At 72.8% G+C, this 19,569-nt stretch carries 18 protein-coding genes and 1 tRNA gene; 7 read left to right on the top strand and 12 right to left on the bottom strand.

Translation table 11 applies throughout. From position 1 onward, the window contains the following. Positions 1-52: 52 nt before the first annotated feature. The 3 genes from lysA to AC0VYD_RS20835 all read right to left on the bottom strand — a co-directional run bounded on the left by lysA (position 53) and on the right by AC0VYD_RS20835 (position 3,149). Positions 53-1,438 (bottom strand): diaminopimelate decarboxylase, encoded by a 1,386-nt coding sequence (lysA, locus tag AC0VYD_RS20825; RefSeq protein ID WP_475477118.1) that lies wholly within the window; start codon positions 1,436-1,438, stop codon positions 53-55. 197 nt (positions 1,439-1,635) lie between these two features. Further along, the gene (locus AC0VYD_RS20830) at positions 1,636-2,754 is read right to left on the bottom strand and encodes a DALR anticodon-binding domain-containing protein (RefSeq protein WP_475477119.1); all 1,119 of its coding nucleotides are present in this window, start codon (positions 2,752-2,754) and stop codon (positions 1,636-1,638) included. Beyond that, complete coding sequence (locus AC0VYD_RS20835; RefSeq protein WP_191274470.1) at positions 2,751-3,149, bottom strand: response regulator transcription factor; 399 nt, start codon at positions 3,147-3,149, stop codon at positions 2,751-2,753. The genes AC0VYD_RS20830 and AC0VYD_RS20835 overlap by 4 nt, the downstream gene beginning before the upstream one ends. A 133-nt stretch (positions 3,150-3,282) precedes the next feature. Between AC0VYD_RS20835 and AC0VYD_RS20840 the strand changes: the two genes are divergently transcribed. Next, a tRNA-Arg gene (locus AC0VYD_RS20840) sits at positions 3,283-3,354 on the top strand. Positions 3,355-3,518: 164 nt separating this feature from the next. Here the strand turns inward: AC0VYD_RS20840 and AC0VYD_RS20845 are convergent. Both AC0VYD_RS20845 and AC0VYD_RS20850 read right to left on the bottom strand, forming a co-directional pair. Then, a complete protein-coding gene (locus AC0VYD_RS20845; protein ID WP_475477120.1) occupies positions 3,519-4,229 on the bottom strand; it encodes an exonuclease domain-containing protein in 711 nt (236 codons plus the stop codon). Next, entirely contained in the window at positions 4,226-5,230 is a 1,005-nt protein-coding gene (locus AC0VYD_RS20850; protein ID WP_475477121.1) for a LysR family transcriptional regulator, read from the bottom strand. Before AC0VYD_RS20850 ends, AC0VYD_RS20845 begins: the two co-directional genes overlap by 4 nt. Before the next feature lie 81 nt (positions 5,231-5,311). Between AC0VYD_RS20850 and AC0VYD_RS20855 the strand changes: the two genes are divergently transcribed. Next, entirely contained in the window at positions 5,312-6,277 is a 966-nt protein-coding gene (locus AC0VYD_RS20855) for a DMT family transporter (RefSeq protein WP_475477122.1), read from the top strand. Between the two features lie 24 nt (positions 6,278-6,301). On the opposite strand, the gene AC0VYD_RS20860 is transcribed toward AC0VYD_RS20855, so the two are convergent. Then, on the bottom strand, positions 6,302-7,528 hold the full coding sequence (locus AC0VYD_RS20860) for an MFS transporter (RefSeq protein ID WP_475477123.1): 1,227 nt from the start codon (positions 7,526-7,528) through the stop codon (positions 6,302-6,304). A gap of 130 nt (positions 7,529-7,658) precedes the next feature. On the opposite strand from AC0VYD_RS20860, the gene AC0VYD_RS20865 reads away from it, so the two are divergent. Then, positions 7,659-8,147 carry a MarR family winged helix-turn-helix transcriptional regulator gene (locus tag AC0VYD_RS20865; protein ID WP_475477124.1) on the top strand — a complete coding sequence of 163 codons (489 nt, stop codon included), beginning with the start codon at positions 7,659-7,661 and terminating at the stop codon, positions 8,145-8,147. A gap of 58 nt (positions 8,148-8,205) precedes the next feature. Next, positions 8,206-8,709 (top strand): LURP-one-related/scramblase family protein, encoded by a 504-nt coding sequence (locus AC0VYD_RS20870; RefSeq protein WP_475477125.1) that lies wholly within the window; start codon positions 8,206-8,208, stop codon positions 8,707-8,709. Between the two features lie 12 nt (positions 8,710-8,721). On the opposite strand, the gene AC0VYD_RS20875 is transcribed toward AC0VYD_RS20870, so the two are convergent. The 5 genes from AC0VYD_RS20875 to AC0VYD_RS20895 form a co-directional block, all read right to left on the bottom strand. Beyond that, positions 8,722-9,267, bottom strand: a complete 546-nt coding sequence (locus tag AC0VYD_RS20875; protein ID WP_475480328.1) for a DinB family protein — start codon at positions 9,265-9,267, stop codon at positions 8,722-8,724. 51 nt (positions 9,268-9,318) lie between these two features. Continuing rightward, positions 9,319-10,218, bottom strand: coding sequence for a bile acid:sodium symporter family protein (locus tag AC0VYD_RS20880; protein WP_475477126.1), 900 nt, complete (start codon positions 10,216-10,218; stop codon positions 9,319-9,321). A gap of 257 nt (positions 10,219-10,475) precedes the next feature. Continuing rightward, positions 10,476-11,027 carry an ATP-binding protein gene (locus AC0VYD_RS20885; protein WP_475477127.1) on the bottom strand — a complete coding sequence of 184 codons (552 nt, stop codon included), beginning with the start codon at positions 11,025-11,027 and terminating at the stop codon, positions 10,476-10,478. A 256-nt stretch (positions 11,028-11,283) separates the two neighbouring features. After that, the gene (locus tag AC0VYD_RS20890) at positions 11,284-12,816 is read right to left on the bottom strand and encodes a glycerol-3-phosphate dehydrogenase/oxidase (protein ID WP_475477128.1); all 1,533 of its coding nucleotides are present in this window, start codon (positions 12,814-12,816) and stop codon (positions 11,284-11,286) included. Positions 12,817-12,889: 73 nt separating this feature from the next. Next, complete coding sequence (locus AC0VYD_RS20895; protein ID WP_475477129.1) at positions 12,890-13,477, bottom strand: TetR/AcrR family transcriptional regulator; 588 nt, start codon at positions 13,475-13,477, stop codon at positions 12,890-12,892. 17 nt (positions 13,478-13,494) lie between these two features. Between AC0VYD_RS20895 and AC0VYD_RS20900 the strand changes: the two genes are divergently transcribed. Then, the gene (locus AC0VYD_RS20900) at positions 13,495-15,129 is read left to right on the top strand and encodes an FAD-binding oxidoreductase (RefSeq protein WP_475477130.1); all 1,635 of its coding nucleotides are present in this window, start codon (positions 13,495-13,497) and stop codon (positions 15,127-15,129) included. Between the two features lie 100 nt (positions 15,130-15,229). Here AC0VYD_RS20900 and AC0VYD_RS20905 read toward each other — a convergent pair whose 3' ends face one another. Next, positions 15,230-16,219: a hypothetical protein gene (locus AC0VYD_RS20905; protein WP_475477131.1), complete on the bottom strand. Its 990-nt coding sequence runs from the start codon at positions 16,217-16,219 to the stop codon at positions 15,230-15,232. A 151-nt stretch (positions 16,220-16,370) separates the two neighbouring features. Here AC0VYD_RS20905 and AC0VYD_RS20910 point away from each other — a divergent pair, with 151 nt between their 5' ends. Then, the gene (locus AC0VYD_RS20910; protein WP_475477132.1) at positions 16,371-18,905 is read left to right on the top strand and encodes an ATP-binding protein; all 2,535 of its coding nucleotides are present in this window, start codon (positions 16,371-16,373) and stop codon (positions 18,903-18,905) included. Then, positions 18,886-19,563 (top strand): response regulator, encoded by a 678-nt coding sequence (locus AC0VYD_RS20915; protein WP_475477133.1) that lies wholly within the window; start codon positions 18,886-18,888, stop codon positions 19,561-19,563. The genes AC0VYD_RS20910 and AC0VYD_RS20915 overlap by 20 nt, the downstream gene beginning before the upstream one ends. The last annotated feature ends 6 nt before the right edge of the window (positions 19,564-19,569 follow it).

Here is a 19,569-nt window from a genome sequence, read left to right on the forward strand (position 1 = left end):
TCTCGTGTCCGACCTTGCCGGGCACCGGTGCGGCACCCGCGGGGCGGACGGTTCAGCCTACGTCGAGGCGGAGGAGGTCCTCCTCGTTCTCCCTGCGCACGATCACCCGTGCGCTCGCGTCCCTGACCGCCACCATGGCGGGGCGGGGCAGGTGGTTGTAGTTACTCGCCATGGAGTAGCAGTAGGCGCCGGTGGCGGCGACCGCCACCAGGTCGCCCGGCCGCAGGTCGGCGGGCAGGTAGAGGTCGTGCACGATGATGTCACCGCTCTCGCAGTGCTTGCCGACCAGACGGGAGAGCATCGGCTCGGCGTCGCTCTCCCGGGACACCAGCTGGCTGGTGTACTCGGAGCCGTACAGGGCGGTGCGGATGTTGTCGCTCATACCGCCGTCGACGCTGACGTAGGTGCGGATGCCCTCGACGTCCTTGACGGTGCCGACCTCGTAGACGGTGACCCCGGCGGGGCCGGCGACGGCGCGTCCGGGCTCCACCGCGATACGCGGCACGGGCAGACCCGCTTCCTGGCACTCGCGGCGCACGATGGCGGTGAGGCTGGCGGCGATGGTCTTGGGGTCGAGCGGGTCGTCACCGGAGGTGTAGGCGATGCCCAGGCCGCCGCCGAGGTCGAGTTCGGCGAGGGTGACGTCGAGTTCCTCGTGGATCCGGGTGAGGAACCGGGTGACCCGCCGGGCGGCGACCTCGAAGCCCGAGGTGTCGAAGATCTGCGAGCCGATGTGCGAGTGCAGGCCGACCAGGTCCAGGTGTCCGGCTGCGAGGACGCGGCGGACCGCCTCGGCGGCCGCGCCCGTGCTCAGCGCGAAGCCGAACTTCTGGTCGTCGTGCGCGGTGGCGACGAACTCGTGGGTGTGCGCCTCCACGCCGGTGGTGACCCGGATGAGCACCTTGGGGCGGGCGCCGTACTCGGCGGCCACCGACTCCAGGCGGTCGATCTCGTCGAGGGAGTCCAGGATGATCCGCCCGACCCCGGCCTCGACGGCACTGCGCAGCTCGGCGACCGACTTGTTGTTGCCGTGCATGGCGACGCGGTCCGTGGGGACCCCGGCTGCCAGGGCCACGGCCAGCTCACCGCCGGAGCACACGTCGAGCTTGAGCCCCTCCTCGACGACCCAGCGGGCGACGGCCTTGGTCAGCAGGGCCTTGCCCGCGTAGTAGACGTCGGCGTCGGCGAAGGCGGTGGAGTAGTCGCGGGCGCGGGTCCGGAAGTCCTCCTCGTCCATGACGAAGAGCGGCGTACCGTACTCGGCGGCGAGGGCGCGCACGCCGACACCGCCGATGGTGACCTCACCGTCCGAACGGTGCGCGGTGGCGGGCCAGACCCGCGGGTCCAGAGTGTTGAGGTCCTCGGGCGGCAGCGGCGGGTTTTCCTCCGGCAGGACCTCCGCGTGGCGGGATCCGGCGGGGTGGGCGTAGCGGCTCATGACGGTCTTTCGGCTGGGACTTCGGTACGTCTGGCTGTGCTGTGTCGTGGCTCTGCTGTGGAGACGGACGGTCGGCGGCACGGGGTCCGCGCCGACGGCGCCGACCGGCCCGCGGGGCGCGCCCGCCTCCATTGTCCACCAAGACGATCGGAACACGGGGATTGGGATCGTCCAACGGGTCCGCGACAGCGGGGCGTCTACAGCCTTGTGGGCGCTGACACCCCGAGCAGGAAGAGGCCGGTGCGGAGCACACCGGCGACGGCGGCGGGCAGCGCCGGGTCGGGGGCGGCCCGCGTCGGTTCCGCTTCCGACGCCGGTCCGGCCCCGGCAGTGGAAGCCGTCCGCCACTCATCGTAGGCACTGGTCAGCGCCTCCAGGTATCTGACCAGGATATGGGGTTCCTCTCGGCGGGCAGCGGTGTCCAGGACACTGGGGCCGTCGAAGAGGAGTCCGCGCACCCCGGCCCCGTGCGTGTGAGGGCACCCGCCCGGTTCGGCGGCGGTGCCCCGGTCCGCCCACCGGAGACTGCTCAGGGCGTGGGCGTGGGCGTAGCGCAACCGGAAGGCGGGGTTGGCGTCGGTGAGCCGGGACCAGGCCCCGGGGTTCTCCGCGGAGGGCAGCACGGGCAGGCCGCGGCCGGTGGTCTCGTTCTCCTTGGGGTGTTCGGGGACCGAGCGGCAGAAGGCGACACGGGCACTGTCCTCACCGACCCTGCCGAGCAGACGGCCGGCGGGGGTGAACAGCCCGGCGCGGTCGGTGTCCAGGTAGCGGTCGCGCCAGGAGACCTCGCCGACGGGGCCCGGAGGCGGGGCCGGTCCACCCGCGGCCATGGCGATCCGGGCCCGGGCGTCGGCGCGGGCGTAGCGGCGGGCCTGGGCGAGGGGGCCCGCCTCGTGCAGCTCGGAGCGTGGCCACTCCCCCGTTCCCGTCCAGTCCCGGCCGGTGAGGAAGCGGGGGCCGTCGGCCGCGGCGCGCAGAAGGCCGCGGCGCTGTTCGCAGGTGAGGGTGAAGTGGGCGAAGCCGCGCTCGTCCGAAACGATCCGGGCGAACCCGGCGTCGGGCTCGCCCTCCTGTGCCATCGCGCTGATCTGGGCGACGATTCGCCCGCAGACCACGGCCCGGTGGGTGCCCTCCGCGTCCCTGGGCAGTTCGCCGCGGACCCGGCCGACCAGGCGCGGGGCCAGGGCGACGGCTGCGTCGGAGCCCTCCACGGCGTGGTCGCAGCGCGGCCAGACGAAGGGGACGTCGGCCTCAGCGAGGCCGAAGGCTCGCACGGCGGCGCGGCGGACGACCGCCTCCAGCCTCCGTGGGGTCACGCCGCTCCCCCGATTCCGCCGTCACCCTTCCCGTGCAGGGCCCGGATGAGGTCGACCAGTTCGTCGGGGTCGAAGGGCTTGGTCAGGTAGTCGTCGACGCCGATCCGCTCCCCGCGTCTGCGGTCGTCCGCCTGCGCGCGGGCGGTGACCATGATGATGCGGCGGTCGTAGCCGTCGGAGCGGAGGCGTTCGACCGTGGTCCAGCCGTCGAGTCTGGGCATCATCACGTCCATGGTGATGACGTCGGGGGCGATGTGCCCGACCCGCTCCAAGCAGTCCTGGCCGTCCATGGCGGTGAACACCTCGAACCCCTCAAGTTCGAGGTTGAGGCGGATCAGTTCGCGGATCACCTCGTCGTCCTCGACGACGAGAACCCGTACGGGAAGGGCGTTCACGCCCGTGACACTACCGCCGCGGGGCGCGGCGGCACCACTGGAATCCGGTATCGGCCGGGGTCTGCCCGCGCGTGCCGCAAAAGGGTGCACGAGCATCCCGGAACCCCTGCTACAGTTGTTCACGCAGCAGCGCGCCCCCTTAGCTCAGGGGATAGAGCACCGGCCTCCGGAGCCGGGTGCGGAGGTTCGAATCCTCCAGGGGGCACAGCAAAGACGGGAACACCTTCGGGTGTTCCCGTCTTTCGTGTGCCCCTCCCCCTCCTGCGCTCCGCCGCCTGCGCCTCGGTTCCTTCGCGCCCGGACCGCCCCGGTCGGCCCCACCGCCTCTCGGCCCCGGCCGGAAGCGCTGCGGGGCCCGGGCGGCCGGGGTCAGGTGGCGGCGGGTACCAGCGGCCAGGAACCGTCGACCACCGCTTCGGGGTTCCTGCGGCGCAGGTACTCCTGGAAGCTGGCGGCCTGTTCGGCCTTCCACTTGACCTGGGCGGCGTGCAGGTCCGCGGCGGACATCTGCGCGATTTCGGGGTTGGCCGCGGCGATCCGCCAGGCGAGCCGGGCCGAGGCCAGGGCGTCGGCGGCCGCCCCGTGAGCCTCCTCCCGGGGCAGGGGGACCTCGTAGTGGGCGCAGACGTCGACCAGTTTGCGGGAGCCCCGGCGGAACGTGTCTACCTGTTTGTCCAGGACCAGCGGGTCCACCACCAGGGGCTGCGCGGCCAGGGGGGTACCCGGGCGGTGCAGCGCGAGTTCGCGGTCCAGGAGGGTGAGGTCGTAGGGCGCGTTGTAGACCACCACGGGCAGCCCCTCGGCGGTGACGGCGTCCAGCGCCGCGGCGATCTCGGTGACCACGTCCACGGCTGGGCGGCCCTGGGCACGGGCCTGTTCGGTGGTGATGCCGTGGATCTCGGCGGCCTCGGCCGGGATCTCGATCCCGGGGTCGGCGAACCAGGTGGTGACCTCCTTGGTCCCGTGCGCGGGGTCGATGCGCCACAGGGCCGCGGTGATGATCCGGTCGCTCTCCACGTCAAGGCCGGTGGTCTCGACGTCGAAGGCGGCCATGGGCAGGTGGTGCCAGGGAGTGTTCACATGATTCCTTGTGTGGTCGGTTCCGCGGGAGCGGGCTCGGTGTACGCGGATGTGGCGGGTGGGGCCACGGTGGCGAGCGGGGTTGGAGCGGATGGTGTGGCGGTGAGGGCGGTGACACAGGCGCGGACCGCCGGGGTTTCGGCGTCCGCGCGCCACACCGCCCTGATGGTCCTGCGGATCGGCGGGTCGGTGGGCACGAACCGGACCCCCTCGGGAGCGGTGCGCCGGCCGAGGTCCGGAACCAGCGCCACGGCGAGGCCGGAGGCCACCAGTTCCAGTTGGGAGGGGATCTCGGCGAGCCTGTACCTGATGTCGGGTTCCACTCCCCGGGCCCGCAGGGCCTGGAGGATCGCCTCGTAGGGTTCGGTGCCCGCGGGGCAGCTCGCCCAGGGCAGACCGACCGGGTCGCCCGTGGCTGCCCCGCCGAGTTCGGCGATGCGCACGCTCCCCCGGGCGCCGAGGGGATGGCCGGGGGGCAGCGCCAGGCACACCCTCTCGTCCAGGAGTTCCACCGTCCGGACCCCGGCGGGTAGCGCGACCGGGCGGCTGGACCAGCTCTCGGCCAGGATCAGGTCCAGTTCCCCGCGCAGGAGCGGCGGTAGCAGCGAGACGACCTCCCCGTCGCGCACGGTGGGGGTCAGCCGCGGATGCGCGGCCAACAGGACGGACAGCGCACCCGGGAGCAGGGTGCGCACAGCGCTGCCCACACCGCCCAGGCGCAGCGGACCGAGGATCTGGCGGTCGAGGTCGGCGAGGTCCGCCTGCGCCTCCGTGACCTGGGCGAGCACCCGGTCGGCGTGCCCGGCGAGGACCCGGCCCGCGTGGGTGAGCCGCACGGTGCGGCCCGCCGGTTCGAGCAGGCGCTGGCCCGCCTCCCGCTCCAGCTTGTTGAGCTGCTGGGACATCCCCGAGGGGGTCACGTGCAGGGCTCTCGCCGCGTGCGCGATGGAGCCGTGGGTCCGTACGGCGGCCAACGCCCTCAGTCGTTCGATGCTGAACACATAAGAAACAGTACCGATTACTGACGACAAAACATCGCTTTTATTTCCTGGTCGGGGTCGTCAGGCTGGACTGTGCACCTGGTGGACGGACGCGGAGGGGACGGGGCCATGGCGGGTACGGGCACGGAGCGCACGCCCCGGCAGGGCTCGGTACTGGACCGGGCGAACCCCGTCGTGCTGGCGGTGGCCGGTTCCGGTTGCACCTCGGCCACGGGTGTGTTCGTCAAGCTCTCCGGGGCCAACACGGGCACCGCGGCCTTCCTGAGGTGCGCGTTGGCGCTGTTCGTGCTGGTCCCCATGGCCGTGGCCGAACTGCGCCGGGTCGGCCCGCGGGCGCTGCGGCTGGTGGGCCTGGACGCCGCGGCGGGGCTGCTGCTGGGCGTGGACTACGTGTTCTGGGTGGCGAGCATCCAGCAGGTGGGCGCGGGGATGGCGACCGTGCTGCTCAACGTCCAGGTGGTGGTCTTCCCCCTGCTCGCGTGGGTGTTCCTGGGCGACCGGGCGCCGCTGAGGTTCGTGGTCGCGGTGCCGGTGATGCTGGCCGGTCTCGCCCTGGCCTCCGGGGTCGCCGGTCCGGGCGGTACCGCGGTCCCGGACTCCGGGGGCGGCCCGTGGCTCGGACTGGCCTACGGCTGCGCGGCGGGGGCGGCCTACGCCGGTTACCTCTTCCTGTCCCGGCTCGGCGGCGGACGCGGGCACACGGTGACCCCGGTGTGCGTCTCCACGTCGACCGCGGCGCTGGCGGCCGGTGCGCTGGGCGCGCTGTGGAGCGGGATCGACCTGGCCTCCCAGGACGCGCGGGCGTGGCTGTGGCTGGCGCTGTTGGCGCTGACCGGGCAGGTACTGACCTGGCTGCTGATCGGTTCGGCCCTGCCCCGGCTGGCCGCGAGCACCGGCGCGGCGGTCCTGGTACTGCCGCCGGTCCTGGCGGTGGCGATGGGCGCCGTCTTCCTGGGCGAACGGGTGACCCCCGGCCAACTCGGGGGTTGTGCGCTGGTGGTGTCCGCGATCTGGCTGTCCCAGCGCGGGGGCCGCCCGTCGACCTGACCGGGGCGGCCCCGGGACGGGAGGTCAACGCGTTCCGGTTGCCTGCGGAACCGGTTCGGAACGGGCGTACTCTCCCCCGCGCAGGCGCACGGCCACCGCGATCACGGCCAGCCCCGCCAGGGTGATCAGGGCACCCGCCCACAGTGGCGAGGTGTAGCCCAGCCCGGCGGCCAAACCGAGGCCGCCGGCCCAGGCCCCCAGGGCGTTGCCGAGGTTGAACGCGGCGATGTTGGCTCCCGAGGCCAGCGTCGGAGCCTTGGCCGCGAAGCCCATGATGCGCATCTGGAGCCCGGGCACGGTCGCGAAGCCGAGGAAGCCCATGGCCAGCAGCGCCACCAGAGCGGCCCACCTGAGGTGCGCGACCAGGGCGAAGGCGGCCAGGACCAGGGTGAGCAGGGCGAAGAGCACCAGGAGTGTCCGGCCCGGGTTCCGGTCGGCGGCGCGGCCGCCGAGGAGGTTGCCCGCGAAAAGGCCCGCTCCGAAGAGCACCAGCAGCCACGGCACGGCGGTGGCGGGGAACCCGCTGACCTCGGTGAGGGTGAAGGCGATGTAGGTGAACCCGCCGAACATGCCGCCGAAGCCGAGGACGGTGGCGGCCAGGGAGAACCAGACCTGGGTGCTGCGGAAGGCGGAGAGTTCGGCGCGTAGGCGGGGCGCGGAGGCTGTCGGGGCGGCGCCACCGGTGCCGGCCCGCGCGGAGGGCCTGTGGGTGGCCGGGACCAGGGCGGTGATGCCGGTGAAGGCGAGCACACCGATCGCGGTGATGGCCCAGAAGGTGGAGCGCCAGCCGAGGGCCTGGCCGAGGAAGGTGCCGAAGGGCACGCCGAGGACGGTGGCGGTGGTGAGGCCGGTGAACATGATCGAGATCGCGGCGGCCCTGCGGTTCACGGGGACCAGGTCGGCGGCCAGGACCGCGCCGATCCCGAAGAACGCTCCGTGGCACAGGGCCGCGAGGATGCGCCCGGCGAGCATGGCCTCGTAGACGGGTGCGAGCGCGGAGGTCAGGTTGCCCGCGATGAACAGGCCCATGAGCAGGAGCAGCGCGTGTTTGCGGTCGACCCTGTTGAGCAGTGCGGTCAGGCCGACGCCGCCGACCGCCACCGCGAGGGCGTAGCCGGAGATGAGGTGTCCGGCGACGGTGGGGGTGACCCCGAAGTCGGCACCGACCTCGGGCAGGAGCCCCATGATGACGAACTCGGTGAGACCGATACCGAAGCCCCCGATGGCGAGGGCGTAGAGCGCGAGCGGCATGAGGAGCACTCCAGGAGAGGGTATTAGTTGCGCGCGCACTAGTTGCATGCGCAACAGAAATAGTTGCACGCGCGTTCTATATGCGCAAGCTAAGATGATCTGCGAGCAGCCACGAGGAGATGGGGCGCCCATGGGGATCGCCGACGACGCCGTAGAGATCCGTGCGCACGGATGGCGCACGCTCGCCGCCGTCCACGGACTGATCGAGACCGCGCTGGAGCGCGCCCTGCAGGCGGAGCACGGGATCTCCGTGGTGGAGTACACCGTCATGGACGCCCTGAACCGGCAGGACGGCTGGCACATGCGGATGCGCCAGCTCGCCCGCGCCGCGGCACTGTCCAACAGCGCCACCACCCGCCTGGTCACCCGGTTGGAGGACCGGGGCCTGCTCACCCGGGTCCTGTGCGCCGACGACCGGCGCGGCATCTACACCGAGCTCACCCCCGCCGGGATGGAACTCCTCGCCCGGGCACGCCCCACCCACGACACGGTGCTGCGCCTGGCCCTGGACGAGGCCGCACGGACCCCCGAACTCGCCCCGCTGGTGGACGCCCTGCGCGGCCTCTCCCCGGGGCCGGAGCCCGCCGGGGGACAGGCCCCGGGCCCGGCCGGGGGCTGACCGGCCGGTCCGGCCGCGGTTCCTGTGGCCGCACGGGGCCTTCCGTTAGCGTCGGTGCATGAAGTTCCTGGTACGCGAACGCGTTTTCGACATCGGCGACGACTTCTGGGTGACCGACGAACACGGCACCGAGGTCTTCTGGGTGGACGGCAAGGCGCTGCGGATGCGCACCACCTTCGAGCTCAAGAACCCGGAGGGCGAGGTCCTCACGGTGATCCGCAGGAAGCTCTTCAGGCTCCGCGACCAGATGCGTGTCGAGCGCGGCGGCAGGACCGCCGCGACCGTGCGCAAGCGGCTCTTCACCCCCGTCCGGGACAAGCTCGACGTGGAGCTCGAGAACGGCCCGGACTGGGAGGTCGCCGGGAGCTTCCTCGACAAGGAGTACTCGATCAGCGACGGTCAGGGCACCGTCGCGGTCGTATCCCACAAGTGGTTCCGGATGCGCGACACCTACGCGGTGGACGTCGACACCCACCGTCAGGATCTCGGCGGCGACCCCGCGCTGGTGGTCAGCGTCGCGGTGGCCGTGGACGCCCTCACCGGAGAGGACGGGGACGACTGACGTACGTGCGGCTCAGTGGCCGGTGGCGCCGTCGATGCTCTCCCTCAGCAGGTCGGCGTGACCGTTGTGCCGGGCGTACTCGGCGATCAGCTTCACCAGGACGGCCCGCAGTTCGACGGGCTCACCGGAACGCGCCTCCGTCCCCGCCTCGTCCAGCGAGCCGGCCGCCGCGACGATCTGCCGGGACCGTTCCACCTCGGCCCGCCAGACGGCGAGGGCCTCGGCGGGGTCGCCGTCCAGCCGATCGAAGTCCTGGTCGGGGTCCTCGTCGGAGTAGTACAGCAGCGGAAGGTCCTCCCCCGCGAACTGGATCCGCAGCCACCAGCGCTCGACACCGGCCAGGTGCCGCACCAGCCCGTGCAGGCTGAGCGAGGAGGCGGCGACGGATCTCGCGGAGAGCTGTTCGGAGGTGAGCCCCCCGCACTTGGCCTCCAGGGTCCTGCGGTGCCAGTCGAGGTAGCCGCTGAGCACCTCGGCCTCGGTGCCGCCCCGGGGCGGCGCGGGGCGGCCCTCGGCGGGCCAGAGCTCGGAGAGGTTCTGCGGCGGGATCCGGTTCATGGTGCCAGTGTGCACCCGGGCACCGACAAGGGACCGCGGGAACCGTGCGGCTCAGCCCTCGGCTCCGGCGTGCCCGGCCGCCTCCTCCCGGGCCCTGCGGCGGGTGAGCAGGGCGCCCGCCGCGGCGGCCGTGAGGAACATCAACACACCGTAGACGGCGGAGGGGACGGCGATCTCGGTGCTGTCGAGGACGGTCACCGCGATGGTGAGCGACAGGGTGGTGTTGTGCAGGCCGATCTCCATGCAGGAGGAGATGGCCTCGCCGCGCCCGGTCCCGACCAGCCGGGGCGCCCAGTAGCCGATGGTGAGGCTGACCAGGTTGAAGACGAGCACCATGAGGCCGACCGAGACGATGTACCCCGGCAGGTTGGCCCACTCGGCGGCGAGGGCGCCGACGATGACCGCGACGAGCACGAGAACGGACCCGAGCTTGACCGGCCGCTCCATGCGTTCGGCGAAGGACGTCATCCTCGCCCGGACGAACATGCCGACGGCCACGGGCACGAGGATGACCGCGAAGACCTGGACCATCTTGTCGGTCTGCAGGCCGATGGACCCGCCCTCGGTGAAGTAGCCGAGCGAGAACCCGGTGATCAGGGGCAGGGTCACCAGGGCGGTGAGCGAGTTGATCGCGGTCAGCGAGATGTTGAGCGCGACGTTGCCCCTGAACAGGTAGCTGTACAGGCTCGCGGTGGTGCCGCCCGGGGAGGCGGCCATCAGCATCATGCCCACCGCCAGCAGCGGGGAGAGGTCGAGGTACCTGACGAAGACCAGGACCAGGCCGAAGCAGAAGGCCGGCAGCAGGATGATCTGGCAGCCCAGGATCAGGACGATGGTCCAGGGCATGGAGAACAGGCGGGTGAAGTCCTTGACGGTCAGGGACAGGCCGAGACCGAACATGATGACGCCGAGGGCGATCGGGAGGCCGATCGTCGTGAGGGCGGAGTCCATGGGGCACCTTGGGGGAAGGGCCGCCGGAGGCGGCGGCGCGGACGGCCGGGCAGGCGCGGACCGCGTTCGGTGCACGGTGCCGACGTGGGAGTGACCGCGGCGTCCGGAGCGCGTCCCGGCAGGGTTCCGGGAAGCGCACGGAATCGCACCGTTCCGTGATCTACGCCACAGTTACCCGTAGGTAGAAAATAGTGGCACGCGCCACGACCGGTGGCAAGAGCGGGTTCCCGGCGCCCCGGGCCGTGCCCGGAGCGCCCTCAGGCCGCGGGCCAGGAGCTTCCGGTCATGTCGTAGGCCAGGTGGAACCACACCTTGCGGATGCTCGGGTGGCCGTTGTCCCCCCAGGTGGTGGCGAAGCTGTCGATCAGTGCCAGACCGCGCCCGTCCTCGGCGGTCAGACGCTCCTCGGGGGGCGAAGCGAACAGCTGGCCGCCCTCGCCCCTGAGGGCGTTCACGGGGGTCCCCTGGTCGCGGCAGGTGACGGTCAGCCCGTTCGGCCCCCGGTCCACCCGGAGCACGAAGGTCTGACCCGGCTCACCCGAACGGCTGTGCCGGATCGCGTTGGTGGCGAGTTCCGCCCCGAGCAGGGTGAGGACGTACTGGTAGTCGGAGTCGCGTCCGGCGGCACAGGTCTCCAGGAAGGCACGGACCAGCGGCACGCTGACCGGTTCGCCGGCGAACTCCCAGCGGCGTTTGGTGAACGGGACCGGCGCCCGGCCGTTGAAGTAGTGCCGGTACTCGTCCGGGACCCTCTCGAGGACGGTGTCCCCGGCCTTGGTGAGGGCGGGCACGGCAACGAGCGTGGGCATGGCTGACTCCTTCGGCGGGGCGGCTCAGTGGACGGGCGAGCCGGAAACGGGGGCGGCTGCGGGAGTGTCCGAGGGGCGAGAGGGCTCGAACCGGTATGACCTTACGCGATGACATCGTCGCGGAACAGGGGAGGCCGGTGTGGCGAGTTCCCCGAATCAACCGTGTGAGCCCCTATTCGGGCGCCGTGCGGCCCCGCCCCGGTGGCCGGTCCCGCGTCCTCCCCGCCCGGCACCGGCCACCTTCCTTCCCGGGTCCTTAGTCCACCGCGGCCAGGGCCTCCTTCGCCGCGGCCTCCGCCAGGTCCCGGTCCGTGTCGACCAGGGCGATCCGAGTCCGCCGTTCCAGCAGGTCGGCAACGTTCAGCGCGCCCTCGTGGCGCACCCCGAAACGCAGTTCCGCGGGGGTGATGCCACGGACGACGGGGGTGAGCAGCGCGGGGTCTCCCCCGGCTTCGGCGACCACGTCGACCGCCTCGGTCCCGTACCTGGCCACCAGGTGGCGGGGCGCGTCCAGCGCGTCGAGCTCCCCGTGCGGGGCCGCGCCCACCAGCGGCACCTCCCGGGTGCGGCAGGGCCCCGCGGCCAGCCGGTGCGTTTGGACCAACGCGTCCACGGCCTCCTCCGCCATGGCCCGGTACGTGGTGAGCTTGCCGCCGACCACGGTCACCGTGCCGTTGGGCGCGACCGACACGGAGTGTTCGCGGGAGAGGTCGGCGCTCGTTCCGTCACCGTGCAGCAGCGGCCGCAGGCCCGCGAAGGAGCCGATGACGTCCTCCCTGGTCAGCTCGGTGGACAGGGCCCGGTTGAACTGTTCGAGAAGGAAGTCGACGTCCCGCTGCGGCACCCGGGGGACCCGTTCGGCGGGGCCGTCCACGGGCTCGTCGGTGAGCCCGGCGAAGACCCGGCCGTCGGGTTGGGGGAGGGCGAACACGAACCGGCTCACGCTGCCGTCCAGCGGAACCGTCAGCGCGGCCCTGGGGCTGCCGAGCGCCGCCCCGTCCAGGACCAGGTGGGTGCCTCGGCTGGGGCTCAGCCGGATCCGTGGGTCGAGTGCGTCGGCGTGGACCCCGGTCGCGTTGACCACGGCGCGCGGGCGCACCGGGAGGAGTCGGCCGTCGGTCTCGTCGCGCAGGACGGCCCCGTCGGCGCTGACGCTGTCGGCGGAGCAGCGGGTGATGATCCGGGCGCCCTCGCGGGCCGCGGTGCGGGCGATCCCCAGGACCAGGCGGGCGTCGTCGACGAGCTGGCCGTCGAAGGACAGGATGCCCCCGAGCAGCCCCTCGGTCCGGACCGCGGGCAGCAGACGCCCGGTCTGGCGGGCGTTGAGGATCCGGGGTCCGGGGAGCACGTTGGCGGGGGTTCCGGACAGGACCCTCAGGAGGTCGCCCATACCCGTCCCGGCACGGACGAAGAGGGCCCGGGCCAGGCCGGTGCCCCGGTGGACGGGGATCACCATGGGCACGGGCCGGACCAGGTGCGGCGCGGTGACGCGCATGAGGACGTCGCGTTCGCGGGCGCTCTCGTAGGCGATGCCGACCTGTCCCTTGGCGAGGTAGCGCAGCCCGCCGTGCACCAGCTTCGAGCTCCAGCGGCTGGTGCCGAAGGCCAGGTCCTCGCGTTCGACGAGCACGGTGGACAGGCCGCGCGAGGCGGCGTCCAGGGCCACTCCGGCCCCGGTGACTCCCCCGCCGACCACCAGGACGTCCACCTCGGGACGTGCCTCCAGGTCGGCGAGGTCGGCGGCCCTGCGGGCGGCGTTGAGGGAGGTGGACCGGGTGTGCTGACGCATCGGGGCGTCCTTTCCGGGGGATGGTGGTTCGGTTGCGCGCGGATCCGGGAGGGCGGTGGCCGGGCCGGTGCGGTCAGGGACTCAGGTATCCGTCGAGCAGCACGGACAGTTCGTCGACCAGCCCGTCCTGGTCGAGCACCTCCGTGAACAGGCGGCGGGAGGTCACGGTGTTCTGCACGGTGACCATGAACAGGTGGGCCAGGACGCCGGGGTCGCCCTCGCGGACGGAACCGTCGGCCTGGCCTTCGGCCAGGGCCGGTTCGAGCAGTTCGAGTGCGGCCCGGTGGCTGCTGCCCAGCCGGTGGAACGTGTAGGTGGCCAGGAGCTCGGGTTCGGTGTCGACGATCCGGCCGACCAGGGGGTGGGCGAGCATGGCGCGGGCGACCCCGGCGGCGTGCCGCACCAGCCGGGTCCGAACGTTCTCGGCCGTACTGTCCTGCTCGGCGGCCACCTCCTCGGCGATGAGGATGCGCCGGAGCTCGCGGGTGAGCAGCTCCGCGACCAGGGCGGTCACGTCGGGCCAGCGCCGGTAGACGGTGGGGCGGCTGACCCCGGCGCGGCGGGCCACGTCGGTCAGGGTGGTGCGGCGTACCCCGAAGGCTTCGACGCAGGTGCGGGCCGCGTCGAGGATTTCGTCCTCTACGTTACGTTTTGACGCCATGTGTAAAACTGTAGAGCATGACCCACGATGCTCGCACTGAACACGCCCCGGCCGCCTCCGACGGCACCGCACCGGACATGAGCTGGTTCGCCTGGGGCGACCCCGCCAAGGCCGGGGAACTCGACCCCGGTACGCGCGAACTCGTCTCCCAAGTGCTGCGTACCCGGACCGAGGACATGCCCCCGGTGGCCGAGGATGACGTGGTCCTGTCCGAGTCCCGCCTGGACGAGCGGCTCCGAGAGGTGTTCGCCGAGGTCGTGGGGGCACCGCAGGTGCGCACCGACGACACCGCCCGCCTGCTGCACAGCGGCGGCAAGAGCACCCCGGACCTGCTCGCCCGCCGGGCCGGGAAGGCCTCCCCCGCACCCGACGCGGTTCTGTACCCGGCCGACCACGACCAGGTGGAGCGGGTCCTGGCGGCCTGCTCGGCCGAGCGGGTGGCCGTGGTGCCCTTCGGCGGCGGGACCAGCGTGGTGGGCGGGCTCTCCCCGGTCGACGGCGGCCTCCGGGCCGTGATCAGCCTCGACCTGCGCCGCCTGAACCGGCTGGTCTCGCTGGACGCCACCTCGCTGACGGCCGTCCTGGGCGCGGGTGTGCGCACCCCGCACGCCGAGGAGATGCTGGGCGAGCACGGGCTCACCCTCGGTCACGTGCCGCAGAGCTACGAGTACGCGACCATCGGCGGGTACGCCGCCACCCGGTCCAGCGGCCAGGCCTCCGCCGGGTACGGCCGCTTCGAGGACATGGTGGTGGGCCTGCGGGTCGCCACCCCGCGCGGCACCCTGGAGGCCGGTGGCCCGCCGGCCTCGGCCGCCGGCCCGGACCTGCGCCGGCTCCTCGTGGGCTCGGAGGGCACCCTGGGCGTGATCACCGAGGTGGCCGTGCGAGTGCGGCCCAGGCCGGAGCGGGTTCTGGACGAGGCCTGGTCCTTCCCCGACTACGCCACCGGGGTCGATGCGCTGCGCGCTCTCGCGCAGTCGGACACCCGGCCCACCATGGCCCGGCTCTCCGACGAGACCGAGACCTTCGTGAACGCGGCTCTCGGCGGGCGTGAGGCCGTCCCCGGCTGTCAGGCGGTGCTGGGTTTCGAGGGGACGGACGCCGAGGTCGAGTCACGCTCGGCGGTGGTGCGGCGGCTGCTGGAGGCCGCGGGCGGTACCCCGCTCGGACCGGACCCCGTGGCGCACTGGCGCGAGACCCGCTTCCACGCGCCCTACCTGCGCGACACCCTGCTGTCCGCGGGCGTCCTCGCCGAGACGCTGGAGACCGCCGCATCCTGGAGCGACCTGCTACCGCTGCACGCGGCGGTGGTGGGCGCGCTGACCGGCGCCCTGGACGACGACGAGAGCGGCGCGGTGGTCCAGTGCCACGTCTCGCACACCTACGCGACCGGCGCCTCGCTGTACTTCACCGTGGCCACGGGCGCGGGCGAGGACCCGGCCGGGCGCTGGGAGCGCGCCAAGCGTGCGGCCTCGGACGCGATCGTCGCCAACGGCGGAACGATCACCCACCACCACGCCGTGGGCACCGACCACCGGCCGTGGATGACGGCCGAGCTGGGTCCGCTGGGCGCCGAGGTGCTGCGCGCGGTGAAGTCGGCGCTGGACCCGGAGGGCGTGCTCAACCCGGGCAAGCTCATTCCCGAAGCCTGAGCCGTAGGCCGGGGCCGACCGGTTCCCCCGGTCGGCCCCGGCCCGCCGCCCCCGCCGGTTCGGGCCGGGCAGTCCGCCTGCGCCCGTTTCCCGGCCGCGCCTACCTCTCGGCCAACCGCGGGAGCTGTTTGGCCACAGCCCCCAGCGCCGCCTCGGTCCTGTCGTAGATCTCCTCGATCTCCGGGCTCGACGAGGCGTCGGAGTAGTCGACGGTCAGGGCGAGGACCGCGTTCTCCTGCCGGGCGACACCCATGCCGAACTGCGACATGTAGGCGTCGCCGCCGGGATCGACCGATCCGAGAACGAGGCTCCGGTCCCCGATCGACGATTCGTCCCACAGGATCTGGACCGTGCGGGTGTTCGTGCCGAAGGCGTGCTCGGTGACCTCGCCGGGCGGGATCTCCTCGTCCTGCATCAGATTGCCCCCTTCGCCCTCCAGGTCGAAGGCGCGGTCCATGTCCGACTCCCGGTCCGACTCCTCGCGGTCGTACAACTGGACGTGGACGCCCAGTTCGACCCCGTTCGCCGAACCCGAGCAGAACAGCATGCCGTGGAGGCCCTCGTCGGCGGGGTCCTCCCGGCTGAACTCACCGTCCAGGCTCGGGACCGTACCTTCGAAGACGTCGTTCAGGAGGTCGTCGCCGACCACCTCCGAGCAGTCGTCGGGCAGCGCGAGGTAGTCACCGCCGGAGTTGACGTACACCAGGGTGCCGCCGATGACCGCCAGCACCACCGCCCCGACCGCGCCGCCGATGATCAGCCCGGTCCTGCTCTTCCCGGGCGCTCCGGCCCCCGGGCCCTGCGGGCCGTGGCCGGGCGGGTACTGGCCCGGCGGCGGGTACTGCCCGGGCGGCGGGCCCTGCGGCGGCATCCCCTGCTGCGGCTGACCCGGGTGCCCGGGGAAGGGCCCCTGCGGGTACTGCCCGGGCGGACCCTGCGGGGGCGTTCCTCCCTGCGGGTACTGCCCGGGCGGACCCTGCGGGGACGGCGGGCCCTGCTGGCCGTACCCGGGCGGCGGACCCTGCGGCGGCTGTCCGGGCTGCCCCGGGAAGGGGTCCTGCGGGCCGTACGGGGGCGGGGGCTGTCCCATGGGGAGGTACCTCGTGGTGTGCGCTGTCGAAAAGGATCATCCAGTTCTATCGGACACAGGCCGCACGAAGGCAGCGATAGGCCGCTTCCGGTCACCCGGAGTCGCCGGGATCACACCGGAACCGCACCGGGAGCACACCCCCGGACCCACAATGGGAGGCGTGAAAGGAAGACTCCGCATCCACCTGGGTTCCGCCCCCGGTGTCGGGACCACCCACCACGCGCTGGCCGAGGCGCGCCGCCGGGCCGAACTCGGGGCCGACGTCGTGGTCGGCGCGGTGCACACCCACCGTCGACTCCACACCTCGGAGCTCCTCGAGGGCCTTGAGACCCTCCCGCCGCACCCCTCCGGTTCGGTGGACACCGCCGCGGTGATCACCCGCGCACCCCAACTGGTCCTCGTCGACGACCTGGCCCGGCCCAACGGTCCCGGCGCCCCCAACCCCACCCGCTGGCAGGACGTGGAGGAACTCCTCAACGCGGGGATCGACGTGCTGTCCACGGTGGGCGTCCACCACCTGGACTCCCTCTACGACGTCGTCCACCAGATCACCGGGGTGCGGCCCGAGCACACCGTCCCCGACCGGGTGGTGCGCGAAGCGGAGGAGATCGAGCTCGTCGACGTCACCCCCCAGGAGCTGCGCCGCCGGATGGCCCGCGGCGACCTGCACCCAGCGGAGCGGGTGGACGCGGCGCTGGCCGACTTCTACCGCGAGGGCAACCTGGCGGCCCTGCGCGAACTCGCCCTGCTCTGGACCGCCGACCGGGTCGAGGAGGGACTCGCCCGATACCGGGGCGAACACGAGATCCACAACACCTGGGAGGCACGGGAGCGTGTCGTGGTGGCGCTGACCGGGGGACCCGAAGGCGAGACGCTGATCCGCCGCGCCGCCCGGGTCGCGGCCCGTTCACGCAGCGGCCGCCCCCAGCCGAGCCACCTGCTCGCGGTGCACGTGGTCCCGCCGAACGGCATCGGTGAACGGCCCACCGGTGAGCTGCTACGACAACGGCACCTGCTCGCCGAGCTGGGCGCCACCTACCACCAGGTGGTCGGGGCCGACGTGCCCTCGGCCCTGTTGGAGTTCGCACGCGGCGTCCACGCCACCCAGATCGTCCTCGGTTCCTCGCGCCGCCGCGCCTGGCAGTACGTGTTCGGGCCCGGGGTGGGCACGATCGTGGCGCGGGAGTCCGGCGACATCGACGTGCACATCGTCACGCACGAGGAGGTGGGCCGGGGCCGCTGGCCGCTACCCGCACCGGGCCGGGGCCTGAACGGGCACCGCAGGGTGTGGGGGTGGGCGCTGGCGCTGATGGCCCCGCTCCTGCTGACCCTCGTGCTGGCGCTGCCGGTCTTCGACGGGGTCGGCCCGGCCTCGGACCCCCTGCTGTTGTTGCTCATCACGGTGGTCACCGCCGCGGTGGGGGGCCTGCGCCCGGCTCTTGCCTCGGCGCTGTGGAGCGCGGTCCTGCTCACGGTGCTGTTGTCGCCGTTGCACGGACGGCCCTCGGTGTCCCTGGACAACTTCCTGGCGATGGCGGTGTTCGTCCTGGTGGGGTCACTGGTGGCGGTGATGGTGGAGATGGCGGCCCGCCGCTCGGCGCAGGCGGCGCGCGGCCGGGCCGAAGCGGACGCGATCACCCTGTTGGCGGCGAGTGTGCTGTCCGGGAACGAACCGCTCCAGGCGCTGCTGCGGCGGATCCGGGAGACCTTCGGGCAGCGGTCGGCGACCCTGCTGGAGCGGTTGGAGGACGGCCGCTGGCACGCGGTGCACAGCGTGGGCACCCCGGCCTGTGAGTCCCCGGAGGAGGCGGACGCCCTGGTTTCGGTCTCCGACACCGTGGCTCTGGGGCTGCGCGGCAGGGTGCTGCCCGCCGCCGACCGGGGGGTGCTGGGCGCCTTCGCCACGCACGTGGGCATCGCCCTGGAGCACCGGCGTCTGGCCTGGGACGCGGCCGAAGCGCGCGGCCAGGTGGCGGGCAACCGGATTCGCACGGCGCTGCTGGCAGCGGTCTCGCACGACCTGCGCACCCCGCTGACCTCGATCAAGGCGAGCGTGTCCAGCCTGCGGGCCACCGACATCGAACTCTCCGCGCAGGACCGCGCGGAGCTGTTGGAGACCGTCGAGGAGTCGGCGGACCGGCTGAACCGGCTCATCGGGAACCTGTTGGACATGAGCAGGGTGCAGACCGACAGCGTGCGGCCCAAGCTTCGCGCGGTCGCGTTGGACGAGGTACTCCCGGCGACCCTGCTGGGGGTGCCCGGCGACGCGGTCGTGGTGGACGTCCCGGAGGGTCTGCCGCGGGTGCGGGTGGACGCGGGCCTGCTGGACCGGGCCGTGGCCAACGTGGTCACCAACGCGGTGCGGTACAACCCCGACCCCCGGACACCGGTGCTGGTGGCGGCGAGCGCGCACGGCGACAGCGTGCAGTTGCGGGTGGTGGACCGCGGCCCGGGGGTCTCGGACGAGGCCAAGCAGCGGATGTTCGAGGCCTTCCAACGCCTGGGCGACGCCCCCCAGGGCACGGGGGTGGGACTGGGGTTGGCGGTGGCGCGTGGTTTCGTTGAGGCGATGCACGGCACCCTCGCCCCCGAGGACACCCCCGGCGGCGGACTGACGATGGTGTTCACCCTGCGGGCGGTGGACAGCGGTGACGAAGAGGAGAGGCATGCGCATCCTGGTCGTTGACGACGACGTGCAGATCATCCGGGCGATGCGGATCAACCTCCGGGCACGCGGTTACGACGTGGACACCGCCGCGGACGGTGCGGGCGCGCTCCGGCTGGCCTCGGAGAACCACCCCCACGTGGTGCTGTTGGACCTGGGCCTGCCGGACATGGAGGGCGTCGAGGTCATCCAGCGGCTGCGCGGCTGGTCCCAGGTGCCCATCCTGGTGCTGTCGGCCCGGCACTCCGCGAGTGAGAAGGTGCGGTGCCTGGACCTGGGTGCGGACGACTACGTCACCAAGCCGTTCGGGATGGACGAACTGCTGGCGCGTATGCGGGCCGCCGAGCGCCGGGCCGTCCTGGTGGAGGAGGCCCCGGTGGTGCGCACCGACTGCTTCGACGTGGACCTGGGGGCCAAGCGGGTGCTGCGCGACGGCGAGGAGGTGCGGCTCACTCCCACGGAGTGGCACATCCTGGAGCTCCTGGCCCGCAACGCCGGGCAGTTGGTCAGCCAGCGCCAGCTGCTGCACGACGTGTGGGGGCCCAGCTACCAGAACGAGACCAACTACCTGCGGGTGTACCTGGCCCAACTGCGCCGCAAGCTCGAACCGGACCCGGCGCACCCGCGCTACCTGATCACCGAGGCCGGTCGCGGCTACCGCTTCGAACGCGAGGGCTGAGCGATC

The organism is Nocardiopsis sp. iso_40 (assembly GCF_056173285.1).